This is a genomic window from Paenibacillus sp. TY11, assembly GCF_059772165.1.
In genome coordinates, this window is the sequence record NZ_JCBAIQ010000002.1 from 44,577 (window position 1) to 56,992 (window position 12,416).

At 47.0% G+C, this 12,416-nt stretch carries 11 protein-coding genes; all 11 read right to left on the bottom strand.

Annotation, left to right across the window (positions count from 1 at the left end):
* Positions 1–194 precede the first annotated feature (194 nt).
* Complete coding sequence (locus AC6EJC_RS02350; RefSeq protein ID WP_444952562.1) at positions 195–1,181, bottom strand: ABC transporter permease; 987 nt, start codon at positions 1,179–1,181, stop codon at positions 195–197.
* Positions 1,178–2,695, bottom strand: a complete 1,518-nt coding sequence (locus tag AC6EJC_RS02355; RefSeq protein WP_444952563.1) for a sugar ABC transporter ATP-binding protein — start codon at positions 2,693–2,695, stop codon at positions 1,178–1,180. The genes AC6EJC_RS02350 and AC6EJC_RS02355 overlap by 4 nt, the downstream gene beginning before the upstream one ends.
* Positions 2,696–2,762: 67 nt before the next feature.
* Positions 2,763–3,878, bottom strand: coding sequence for a sugar ABC transporter substrate-binding protein (locus tag AC6EJC_RS02360; RefSeq protein WP_444952564.1), 1,116 nt, complete (start codon positions 3,876–3,878; stop codon positions 2,763–2,765).
* A gap of 516 nt (positions 3,879–4,394) precedes the next feature.
* Positions 4,395–5,873, bottom strand: a complete 1,479-nt coding sequence (gene spoIVA, locus AC6EJC_RS02365) for a stage IV sporulation protein A (protein ID WP_444952565.1) — start codon at positions 5,871–5,873, stop codon at positions 4,395–4,397.
* Positions 5,874–6,298: 425 nt separating this feature from the next.
* Positions 6,299–6,649, bottom strand: coding sequence for a 2Fe-2S iron-sulfur cluster-binding protein (locus AC6EJC_RS02370; protein WP_444952566.1), 351 nt, complete (start codon positions 6,647–6,649; stop codon positions 6,299–6,301).
* Positions 6,650–6,709: 60 nt separating this feature from the next.
* Positions 6,710–7,342 (bottom strand): hypothetical protein, encoded by a 633-nt coding sequence (locus tag AC6EJC_RS02375; protein WP_444952567.1) that lies wholly within the window; start codon positions 7,340–7,342, stop codon positions 6,710–6,712.
* A 178-nt stretch (positions 7,343–7,520) separates the two neighbouring features.
* On the bottom strand, positions 7,521–7,796 hold the full coding sequence (locus AC6EJC_RS02380; protein ID WP_013310741.1) for a stage VI sporulation protein F: 276 nt from the start codon (positions 7,794–7,796) through the stop codon (positions 7,521–7,523).
* Between the two features lie 158 nt (positions 7,797–7,954).
* Positions 7,955–8,995: an NAD(P)H-dependent glycerol-3-phosphate dehydrogenase gene (locus AC6EJC_RS02385; protein ID WP_444952568.1), complete on the bottom strand. Its 1,041-nt coding sequence runs from the start codon at positions 8,993–8,995 to the stop codon at positions 7,955–7,957.
* Entirely contained in the window at positions 8,988–9,596 is a 609-nt protein-coding gene (gene plsY, locus AC6EJC_RS02390; RefSeq protein WP_444952569.1) for a glycerol-3-phosphate 1-O-acyltransferase PlsY, read from the bottom strand. Before plsY ends, AC6EJC_RS02385 begins: the two co-directional genes overlap by 8 nt.
* Before the next feature lie 11 nt (positions 9,597–9,607).
* Positions 9,608–10,930 (bottom strand): ribosome biogenesis GTPase Der, encoded by a 1,323-nt coding sequence (der, locus tag AC6EJC_RS02395; RefSeq protein ID WP_444952570.1) that lies wholly within the window; start codon positions 10,928–10,930, stop codon positions 9,608–9,610.
* A gap of 147 nt (positions 10,931–11,077) precedes the next feature.
* Positions 11,078–12,304, bottom strand: coding sequence for a 30S ribosomal protein S1 (rpsA, locus tag AC6EJC_RS02400; protein ID WP_013371699.1), 1,227 nt, complete (start codon positions 12,302–12,304; stop codon positions 11,078–11,080).
* Positions 12,305–12,416 lie beyond the last annotated feature (112 nt).

Genomic DNA, 12,416 nt, shown 5'->3' on the forward strand with positions numbered 1-12,416 from the left:
TGACCGATATGAAGTCGCCTGTATAAAATAACCCGGGCGGCATACTGCCTTCCATAATGTTATCATCTGTTTCCGTTTCGTCGTTAAATATACATAGAATATACCTAACCTCCGCAATATAGGCCGAAACTGGCGTTTTATGGCACCCTTCTTGCGTGGAACAAGGTTTATAGTAATACAGTCCACAGACAATTTCAAGTACGACGACGGTTTAACACGTAAAAAGTAACGGCCAGCGCAAGCACCAGCACTACTCCCTTGACAATATCATGGGCAAAATATTGCACATTCATCATCGTCAGTCCATTAACCAACACGCCGATCAACACCGCACCAATAAATGTACCAATGACATTGGGTTTACCGGCACCAAAGACCGAAAAACCGACGAAAACTGCAGCTACCGCCTCCATGAGCAAGGGGGAACCAGCGTCAATTTGGCCCGAGCCTACTCGCGAGGCATACAAAATACCGGCAATCGCCGCAAATACACCTGAAGCAACATAGGCCAGTGTACGGACTTTTTTTACCCGTATGCCCGACAGACGAGCAGCTTCCTCGTTCCCACCAGTTACATACATTTGACGCCCATGCTTCGTGTAGGTCAAGAAAACATGCACCGCCGCCACAGCCAGCAACAGTAAAATAACCGAAATCGGGATACCCAACCATTTACCTTGCCCCAGCAAAAGAAATGCAGGAGATATCTCCCCCGGCGCCTTGCTGCCATCGGGAAACTGCATATGATTGTATATGGTATAGCCCTGTGCGTACGTTTTGTGAATCCCACTTACAATATACATGATTGCTAGAGTTGCGAGCAAATCGGGGATACGCAGTTTAATGATCAATAATGAATTCAATAGTCCAACCAAAGCCCCGACGACCAGAGACACAATAATGACCACCGCAACAGGCTGTTCATACCAGACCATCAAAGAAGCTGAAACGACTGTCGTCAAAGATACCGTAGCTCCAACCGACAGGTCAAAACCGTCCACGATAAGTGACAACGTCACACCAATGGCAACAAAAGTCACAATGGCAATCGAGCCAAGAATGTCCATTAAATTATCATACGTCCAGAAATAAGGTAATGTGGATGAAAAAAACGCCAACACACCTAAAATGACAACTACGGCACCGTAACGAAATGAGACGTTTAACCATTTTTCCTTCATGAGTGCACCTCTTCACCGCCGCTGGCATACAACAGAAGCTGTTCCTGTTCCACTTCGCCCCGCGCAAATTCCTTTATAATTTTGCCATCATACATCACTGCAATTCGATCACCAATGCCAATCCCTTCAGCAAATTCACAGGTTAAATAAATGATCGCTTTTCCTTGCGCTGCCAACTCACCAATGATACGGAAAATATCACTTTTTGCCCCTATATCCACACCCTTGGTTGGCTCGTCAAAAACAAATACATCCGCTCCGGAATGAAGCCATTTCCCTATCGCAACCTTTTGCTGATTCCCACCACTCAAATATTTAACATTTTGGCGCAGCGATGGCGTCTTAATACCGAGAGAGGCGACAATCCCATTACCGTTATTACGTTCTTTATGCCGACTGATGAAGCCAAGGACACTCAGCTTGCCCAAGAGCGGAAGACTTAGGTTTCGTTCCACACTCTCCTCAATCAGCACACCCTGCTTACGCCGCTCCTCGGGTATGGACACAATTCCTTGAGCTACTGCGTCCGCAGGCTCTCTCAAACGAATGGAGCGACCTTTAAAGGTCAGCTCCCCCTTATCCGGCTTGTCTGCTCCTGTAAGAAGTCGTGACAGCTCCGTCTTGCCCGCACCGACCAAGCCCACAATAGAGAGAATTTCGCCGCGTCTGACCTGTAAATCAACGCCGTGAACTCGTAAGCCCTTGCGGAGCCCTCTCGCTTCCAATACCGTTTCACCAATAGGTACCTCTGTTTTTGGAAATTCCTCTTCAAATGTTTTCCCAAGCATATGCGTAACGATGTCTCCTACACTTAAATCAGAGGCAGGCCCCGTGAACACGCGCTCACCATCACGCATCACCGTAACACGGTCACTGTGTTTGATGACCTCAGGCAATCGGTGCGTGATGAGGATACATGCAACCCCCTCATCCTTGAGTGTATGGATTGTGCGAAACAAACGCCGCGTTTCTTCCTCGCTGAGCGGAGCCGTAGGCTCATCAAAAATGATGGTATTCGCTTGCTGTGTCAGCATACGTGCGATAAGTACAAGCTGTTTTTCTGCCAACGTCAATTCAGACACGTATCGTCGTACATCTATATCAACCTCCAGACGTGCTAATGCCTCACGTGCTCGTCTGCGCATGGAAGCCGGTGCAGCCCACCATCGACCATCAGGTGCAGACAAATCGTCCATTACAATGTTTTCAGCGACAGTTAACTGAGGCACAAGCGCCGAATCGACCTCCTGATACACACAGTGAATTCCGGCTCTTTTGGCCTCCCACGGCGAACTAATCTTCAGTTCCTTGCCACCAACTACGATAGCTCCCTGATCGGAACGATACGCACCGGACAAAATTTTCATCAATGTGCTTTTACCTGCGCCGTTGGCGCCCAGCAGAGCATGAATTTCGCCACCCTGCACCGTAAAATCCACGGCTCGCAGCGCATCTACACCAGCAAACTGTTTGCTGATTTTCTTCATCTCCAATGTATATACTTGTGAACTCATGGTGCCCCCCTCACGCCTGCTTATGATAAAAGCGCGCCGAAGCGCGCCTTTGCATAGTGCATCAATTTTATTTGGACGTTTCATATTCCTTCATCCAATCCTTGTAGCCTTGCTCACTCTCGCCCCACCCTTTCACATATTGAGACAACTCGGATGTGGAAATTTGCTTATCCGGCAACTCTTCGCGTTGCACATATACCGCCTTCAGTACGACTTTCTCCTCTGGGTTATCTCCGTGCAGCTTCTGGTATGCATAGCGCACTTGTACACGCCCGATATCTGTTGGATCTACGGCTGCTGAAGCCACCCAAGGATTTTTAGGGTCCTGAATCATTTGCAAATCTTCATCGCTCATATCAATGCCGTAGACTTTAATTTCCGTACGTCCAGCTTGTTGTATCGCACGGGCTGCACCTTTGGCAAATTCATCCCAAGCCGTCCAGACTGCTGTAATTTCGCCCTTAGGATATTGCTTTAACACAGCTTCCATTTTGGCTTGCGTATCCAAAGCAGGATTCTGAGCCGAACCAAAAGTCGCAATTTCTTTAATATCCGGATTGGATTTCAAAAATGCATCATAAGCAACCTGACGACGTTCCATCGGTGCAAACCCTGCAACCCATACTTTCACAATGTTGCCTTTGCCACCGATATCCTTTTTCATTTGCTCCAGCGTCAGCTCAGCCATGCTTTGGTCATCCTGTGAGAGCACTACCGCGCCCGGAACATTGACCGCAGCATCGAATACGATAACCGGAATATTGCGGGAAATTGCTTTTTTCAGTCCTGTCTCAAGCAACGCATCACCGTGATCAGTCAAAATGACATCAAACTGCTGGTTAATCGCACTATCAAGCAGAGAAGCCATTTTAGCCTTATCGTTATCTGCCACAAACTTGGTCAGCGTACCACCAAATTTCTTAACTTCCTCTTCCACACCTTGAACATACTGCTGCGAGAACGTGCCCGTGTTAAACTCCATGATCAACGCAACCCGTTTACCCTTTAGACTTAAACTATCCGTTTTTCCGTCTGCTGTGTTCGTTCCCTCAGTGCTTGTCCCTTGAGCGCCGCTCTCTGTTTTCGGCGCGCCGCATGCAGTGACCAGCAAAACCAGCACGAGTAGCATGATGGCACCCAGCCCTACCTTCTTGTTTTTTTGGAGCTCTTTTTGGATATTCATGATTTTGTTCCCCCTCGTTCAATCCACAATATGATTCAAATTTGATACTTAATATATCGCGTTAAACCAAGTATGTAAATAGGTTTTATGAAATATAGGGAAATTTCCGACTTTATATGACAAAACACGACAATTGGGATTAAATTTCGTTTTATAATCTAAATAGATTTTAGAAAAAATTAAACAACCGTCCCCGATTGAATTCCGGGAAACGGTTGCTGTATAAAGGTGTCTTTTTAAAGGCGCTGGAGCAAGCGCACCAGATCATGAGTATTTGCCGTTTCCGGCAATGATCGTCACCCATACCTTAGATATCAAATCACTGCAATAAAAACTACTTTCCGCTAACGAGAAACGTTCGTTCAATAAAACAGCGGCAGTCTAGGACATTATTTTCTCGTCCTTAGCTGCCGCTGTCTCGTTTTGGGGGTTAGTCTAATACTTTATTTTCTGCGAACCGTAGAGAGCAGTCTGCTCTCCACGGTATTTTTCTTGCCCCTTTTCATTTGATTACGCTTAAAGAATAATAGCAATGAGACCACCGGAGCCTTCATTGATAATGCGACCCAGCGTTTCCTGAAGCTTGTAGCGTGCATTGTCCGGCATCATGGCGATCTTGCCCTGAATACCTTCACGCACAATGGAATGCAGCGAACGTCCGAAAATGTCTGACTCCCAAATTTTGATTGGATCATTCTCAAAATCCTGCATCAGATAGCGCACAAGCTCCTCACTTTGCTTCTCCGTCCCAATAATCGGAGCAAATTCCGATTCCACATCGACACGGATCATGTGAATGGAAGGTGCCGTCGCTTTGAGCCGCACACCAAACCTTGTGCCCTGACGAATCAACTGCGGTTCGTCCAGGGCCATCTCGGCCAGCGACGGAGCAGCAATGCCATATCCCGTTGTCTTGACCATTTCCAGCGCCTCGGCAAATCGGTCATATTCCCGTTTAGCGTGGGCAAAATCCTGCATCATTTGCAGCAAATGATCCTTGCCGCGAATCTCTACCCCGACGACTTCAACCAAAATCTGGTCATACAGCTCATCGGGCGCATACAGATCAATCTCAGCTACGCCCTGCCCCATGTTCATCCCGCTCAATCCGGCCCTGTCGATGAATTCATATTCCATAAACTGGCCGACCACCCGATCTACATCACGCAGGCGTCGAATATCTTTAACCGTATCGCGAACGGAATTTTCATAATTACTACGCAGCCAGTGCTCTTCGTTCAGTACCATGACCCAGCTCGGCAGGTTCACATTCACCTCGTGCACCGGAAATTCATACAATACTTCACGAAGTACGCCTGTAACATCATCTTCCGTCATGGTCGCCGCACTGAGTGTCATGACTGGAATATCATACTTGGCAGCCAGCTCACTACGAAGTTGGAGTGTTTCATCGCTACGCGGATGCGTGGAGTTGATAACCAAAACAAATGGCTTGCCAACTTCCTTCAACTCCTCAATGACGCGTTCCTCCGACTCTACATAAGAGCTACGCGGGATTTCAGCAATGGTGCCGTCTGTGGTAACTACCACACCGAGCGTCGAATGCTCCTGAATAACCTTGCGTGTACCAATTTCCGCCGCTTCCTGAAAAGGAATTGGTTCTTCGAACCATGGCGTGGAGATCATCCTTGGGCCATTTTCATCCTCGTAACCTTTTGCTCCTTCTACTGCGTATCCTACACAATCAACCAGACGTACATTCACGTCCAGTCCTTCCGTTACTTTGATCTGGACGGCATTATTCGGTACGAATTTAGGTTCCGTCGTCATGATCGTCTTCCCTGCCGCACTTTGCGGCAACTCGTCTACAGCACGGGCACGGTCCGCCTCACTTGTAATGTTTGGCAGTACAATCGTCTCCATAAACCGCTTGATAAACGTTGATTTTCCTGTTCGGACTGCGCCGACGACCCCAAGATAAATGTCTCCTCCGGTGCGTTCGGCAATGTCTTTAAAAATGTCCACTTTCTCCAATGAAATCCCCTCCTCAAAAGTCTCCGAAGGAAAAATGCTTAAAGAGCATCCGCTTCGTGTTCAACCAACTGCTTGATCCCAGATGCGGCAGAACAGCCTTTAAAATGCCCGGAAGTCGTCCGCCGCCGAGATTCAGGAGACTGATGGAATCGGCGAAACGGCGTAAACTCGTACATGCATTTGGACTGATACCATCATATGTATCCCCTCCGTAAAATATGTTTAGTTTTTTGAAAAATAGATTACGTCACAGCGATCACTGCAGAAACGATATTTTACGTTTGGGTCCACTCACCTAATATATGCGGGGCAAGGCTCTCCCATGACTTCGTCACTAGACTTAACAAAAAAAAGGATGTTTCCCTGACTGTTTCTAGTCGTCGGAAAACATCCTTTGTTTTCTTATTCTTCTGATATAATCGACATTACCACAGTTCGTCATCCATCGCCTGTCGCTCCAGTTGCCGCCTGATAGCCGCCTTGAGCCGATCCTCCGGTATGGTTACCTCCACATCACCTTGAACACGAGCCTGACAGGATAAGCGTATTCCTTCATCCAGTAAAGGTCCCAGCTTACGCTGCTCTGCATCGTTGGGACGGCCTGCAAATTCAGCCCATTCCGGTGATATCTGTACCTTACACATCAGACAGGCTGCTTTTCCGTCACAACGAGTGGGAATATATACACCTGCTTTACGGGCAGCCTGGAGCAATGACGTACCCTGACCGACCTGTACGCGCCTGCCTGACGGCTTGAATGTAATCTGCACATTCATGAACGGTCCTCCATTCGTCTTTCTTCTTAACACACACGCTGCTTATATTTCATTGCTCATCTAGATTATGCAGTGCAACTCTGGCCAAGGCAGAAGTTCTGCAAGCTTGTCCAACTGCTCCTCATTCCAGATGTTACTGACCAGTAGCTGCTTCAGTACTACTATATGACGTTGCGGGTCGCGCTTCATGACATCTGCAATCGCTTTATATCGGTCGGGTCGATTTCGCGACAGATTGAATAACAGCTCATGACTGAGCGGCATCAGACGTAGTGAAGCACTCCCCAGCTCAAGCTGAACCCCAGCCGACCAAAGTAGCCGCTCGATCTCTAAGCGGTATAAAGCTCCGCCACATAATACCTCAAATCCCCCCACCAACTCGACTGGAAATCCCTCCAGCTCATAGTGACTCAGCAATGAAATGTAAGAGCCGCTACGGTCAACCTGCTGCCGGTCTATATTCACACCCAGGGGGTGCGCATGAAGCAGCTTTGCTGCATGAATATCCGCATAAATATCAATGTCCCGAGGCAGGCGATCCAGTTCAACTTCTTGCACAAGTAGCGAACAGCTCCCTCCCAGCATCCACGGAACCGACACCGTTGACCAACTCTCAGCCAAGCTACTCAGCGCAACTGCCAGATCGTGAGGAAGCCTGTCTACTAACACTGATGATATTGCCTCCTTCAACATCGTTTCCTCCTTTACTCTCTTTCTTCCCGTTTCCTGATGGGCATCATTATAACATGTTCGACATCGCAGTTCGATATTTTGTGTACTGAAAAAGAGGTTACCTGCTTCAAAATATAAAAAAAACCGCGAACCTTCCCGGTTCACGGTGAATAAAACTAGCCAGCGTGCGGCCAGTGTTTTATTTTTTCATCATCATTTTCATCAACGCTTCCATATTGGAAGGATTCATTCCGCTCTTTTTGACGGCACCGACAATATCCCTTACTGTATCTTCCGACACCGGAATGTTGGCCATCGCAGACACCTGCTTTATAAGCTGACGCAACTGCGCTTCACTTTGAAGCGTGTCCGCCTTTACCGTGCCTGCCAGCTTTTTCACTGCATTTTCGGATATGTTTTTGCCGCCTTTTTTGTTAATGGCCTTCAATGCATCTTTCGGAAAGTTTTTATTCACAATCTCCCCTCCTCCGCCATTGCTCAAATCAGTCTATGAGTGGCGGAGACAAAAGGTGATTAAGCGTACATAAGACATGCCAAACGCCTAACTAAAAAAAGGCTATCTCATCATAGAAAAATCTACTCATGAGACAGCCTTTATATTTTTTAAAGCCTTTAGGAATGCCATTGCTCCCACGTTTGAAGCGGCATGACTTCCATCTCGGTCTTAGGATCGCGACCCATCAGCGCCTCAACGGCCTTACGGACGTCACGTCCTTCAAACAGTACCCCATACAACACCTCTGTAATAGGCATCTGAACGCCTAATTTTTGCGAGATAGCGTATGCCGCTTTTGTCGTACGAATACCCTCAACGACCATGCCCATAGATTCCAGCACAGCATCAAGCTGTTGGCCCTGTCCCAATAATGACCCTGCACGCCAGTTGCGACTGTGACGACTCGTTGCAGTGACAACTAGATCGCCAATGCCAGCTAGCCCGGCAAAGGTTAATGGATTAGCTCCCATTTCAACTCCGGCACGGGTAATCTCAGCCAATCCACGAGTCAACAAAGCCGCTTTGGCATTATCACCGAAGCCAAGTCCGTCTGACATTCCCGCACCCAGTGCGATAATATTTTTTAGCGCCCCGGACAGTTCCACACCGAGCAAATCACGGTTTGTATAGACGCGGAAATAGGAGTTCATGAACAGCCCCTGTGCAGCCTGTGCAGCCTTCTCATTGGAGGAGGCTACAACGACCGTTGTAGGACATTTCCTCACCACTTCTTCCGCATGACTCGGACCAGAGAGCACAGCAATATCACCCTCCGCGATTTCCAGTTCTTCCGAGATCACCGTGGACATACGTTTGAGGGTTTCTGTTTCAAAGCCTTTAATGGCATGCACTACCAACATATCCTTGGTAAAATGAACTTTCAGACTACGTGCTACCTGACGAGCAGCAGCCGAAGGAGATACGATTATCACTGCTTTAGCACCAGATACCGCTGTCTGCATATCAGTTGTAGCTGAAATGCGGTCAGACAAAATGGATCCCGGTAAATAATGCTCATTCGTATGCTTCTCATTGATTTCAGCTGCTTGCTGCTCATTTCTCGTCCAGACAGAGACATCGTTGTTATTGGCCGCAAGAACAGAAGCCAGGGCAGTTCCCCAACTTCCCGCGACCAGCACAGCTATTTTCTCAGACAAGACGATCTCCTCCTTTGGAGCCAAGCTTATTCTCATTCCCTCGCGCTAGCTTGACTATGTTGGTACGGTGTCTCCACACAGCGAACAGGCAAATGATTAGAGCCGTCCAGAATAACGGCCATGCATAACCAAGCACGAGTAATATCCAAGGGGTCAAAATGACAAAAATCAGTGATCCTAGGGATACGTAACGCGTCATTACGATTGCAAGTATCGCAATGATTCCGGCATATAATGCGGGCAATAAGGCAAGCGATACCAATACACCAATAGCGGTCGCAATCCCTTTTCCTCCGCGGAAGTGAAAATATACCGGCCAGTTATGGCCCGCAATCGCCGCAATGCCACACAAACCCGGTACCCAGGATGATTCTCCGCCTAACCAGTGCCCTATCAGCACTGCAATAACCCCTTTTAGTACGTCCAGCAGCAGTACCAGAATAGCTGGGCCTTTTCCAAGCACACGCAGCGTATTCGTCGCACCGGCATTGCCGCTTCCATGCTGGCGAATGTCGATTCCTTTTAATTTTCCATACAGCAAACTAAAGCTGACAGAGCCAAGCAAGTAACTGAGTACGATGGCAACGATCTGTAAAATCAACCTATTCGCTCCTAACTTTCGTCAGACTTGCGCCGTGTAAAGATACGAATTGGAGTTCCTTCAAAATTGAAGGCGGCGCGAATTTTGTTCTCCAGATAACGCTCATAAGAGAAGTGCATTATTTCTGGATCATTTACGAATACAACCATCGTAGGCGGCTTAACAGCAACCTGGGTCACATAGTTAATGCGCAGACGACGTCCCTTGTCTGTTGGTGGAGGATTGATGGCAACCGCATCGGAAATCACATCATTCAGTAAATGTGTCTGAATACGCAAGGCATGCTGCTGTGCCACATGCTGTACAACAGGAAGCAGCTTTTGCAGGCGTTGCTTCGTTTTTGCAGACAAGAACACAATCGGAGCATATGTCATGAACAGAAAGTGATCGCGAATTTTCGTTTCAAACTGGTGCATCGTTTTATCGTCCTTGTCCACGACATCCCATTTGTTAACGACAAACAGCGACGCTTTACCCGCTTCATAAGCATAGCCAGCAATGTGCTTATCCTGCTCAATAATGCCTTCCTCGCCGTTAATAACGACCAGTACAACATCTGCACGCTCAATGGCACGCATGGCACGCATTACACTATATTTTTCTGTCGTTTCATATACCTTACCACGTTTACGCATACCTGCCGTATCAATCAGTACATACTTTTGACCGTCTTTTTCAAAAGGCGTATCAATTGCATCGCGCGTCGTGCCTGCAATGTCACTAACGATAACCCGTTCTTCTCCCAGAATGGCGTTAACGAGTGAAGATTTACCTACATTCGGGCGGCCGATCAAAGCGACACGAATAACGTCTTCATCATAGTGATCTTCTTCTAGCTCAGGCAAATTGGACGTAATTGCATCCAACAAGTCACCTATCCCTGTGCCATGACTACCAGAAACAGGAATTGGATCACCAAATCCATAAGAATAAAACTCATAGATCAGATCGGCGCGATTGAGGTTGTCCACCTTGTTTACAGCTACGATGATCGGTTTACCCGAACGATATAGCATTTGAGCTACCTCTTCATCCGACTGCGTAATTCCTGCTTTCGCATCGCTCATGAATACAATAACATCTGCTTCTTCTATTGCAAGTTCGGCCTGCATACGGATGGATTTCAGAATGACATCCTCACCATCAATCTCAATGCCGCCGGTGTCAATAATACTGAAGGATTTGCCATTCCACTCCGATATACCGTATATACGGTCACGAGTGATTCCGGGTTTATCTTCCACGATGGACAAACGATCCCCGATAATCCGATTAAAAATAGTGGACTTACCCACATTCGGACGACCAACGATAGCCACAACGGGTCTTGCCATAAATTCACTCCTCCTGTCAATTCTTCCGCTATCATCATAGCAAAAAACATACTTATTGGCGATATGGTCACGTAACAACAATCGGCGAACCCTCTGGGTCCGCCGATGGTGTACGTTATGCTTATTATAAAATGTATTGATTTAAACTCATTTAAATTTGTTCAGCTTATCTCCAAAACGCTCGCCAAGCGTAATGCTCAGACCGGAATTGTTGAGGGAAACGTTAGGATTATTCAGTTCCTCACGAGGCGCGCGAGATGCACGTGGTGCTCTTTCTGCTTTTGGAGCAGCTTCAGGAGCTTCCTCAGTTTCTTTAATGCTCAGGCTAACACGTTTTTCGGAAGGATTCATTTCAAGAATTTTAACTTTCACTTCTTGTCCTTCTTCCAGAACTTCTTGTGGAGTTCCAATGTGTTTGTGGGAAATTTGGGAAATATGAACCAAACCTTCCACACCAGGAGCGATTTCAACGAATGCACCGAAGTTAACCAGACGTTTTACAACACCAGTTACGATGTCATTGTTGTTGAATTGTCCAGCAGCCGATTCCCAAGGACCAGGCTGTGCAGCTTTCATACTCAGACTGATTTTTCCTTTTTCAGGATCTACTTTCAAGACTTTTACTTTTACTTGATCTCCTTCAGAAACTGCATCAGAAGGCTTATCGACATGAGTCCAAGCAATTTCAGATACGTGAACCAGACCGTCCACGCCGCCAACATCTACGAAAGCACCGAACTGAGTGAGACGTTGAACCGTACCTACGATTTCTTGGCCTTCTTTCAGCTCAGCCATTACTTTAAGCTTGTTGGCTTCGAATTCTGCTTCCAGAACGTCTTTTTGAGAAAGAATCACTTTGTTGTTTTCACGATCCAGTTCTTTTACAACAACACGCAATGTGCGGCCTTTGTAATCGCTGAAATCTTCAACGAAATGACGTTCTACCATGGATGCAGGGATGAATCCGCGCAGACCCACGTCTACCACGATGCCGCCTTTAACGACATCATTTACAACGACTTCAAATACTTCTTTGCTTTCGAACAGTTGCTCCAACTTTTCCCAAGCGTTTTCACTGTCGATTGCACGTTTGGACAGAACAAGTTTTTCCTTGCCATCGTCGATGCTGATAATTCTAGCTTCAACCTCCTGGCCTACTTGTACTGCTTCTTCTGCATTATCCAGACCAGAAGACAACTCGCGAATTGGAATAACTCCATCGTATTTATATCCAATGCTTACTACCGCTTGGTTATCTTCCAATTTCACGATTGTACCCTTAACGGTGTCACCTTTTTTCAGAGAGACGATTTGATCGAGCTCGTCTTGATTTGCCGCTTCAGCAGCTTCTTGATTTTTAATTTCTTCCGACATGTCAATACCCTCCTCAATTCAAAAAAAACCATTTATTTAAACCTGCGCATGGCAGAGTTCAAAACATAAATAAACTTTTGTTCTAGTTTTCCGAGCTTAGACACAATTCATG

Bases quoted from the DNA above. Each gene is read 5' to 3' on its own strand.
- AC6EJC_RS02350 (WP_444952562.1), bottom strand. From the start codon at position 1,181: ATGAAGGAAAAATGGTTAAACGTCTCATTTCGTTACGGTGCCGTAGTT.
- AC6EJC_RS02355 (WP_444952563.1), bottom strand. From the start codon at position 2,695: ATGAGTTCACAAGTATATACATTGGAGATGAAGAAAATCAGCAAACAG.
- AC6EJC_RS02360 (WP_444952564.1), bottom strand. From the start codon at position 3,878: ATGAATATCCAAAAAGAGCTCCAAAAAAACAAGAAGGTAGGGCTGGGT.
- AC6EJC_RS02370 (WP_444952566.1), bottom strand. From the start codon at position 6,649: ATGAATGTGCAGATTACATTCAAGCCGTCAGGCAGGCGCGTACAGGTC.
- AC6EJC_RS02375 (WP_444952567.1), bottom strand. From the start codon at position 7,342: ATGTTGAAGGAGGCAATATCATCAGTGTTAGTAGACAGGCTTCCTCAC.
- der (WP_444952570.1), bottom strand. From the start codon at position 10,930: ATGGCAAGACCCGTTGTGGCTATCGTTGGTCGTCCGAATGTGGGTAAG.
- rpsA (WP_013371699.1), bottom strand. From the start codon at position 12,304: ATGTCGGAAGAAATTAAAAATCAAGAAGCTGCTGAAGCGGCAAATCAA.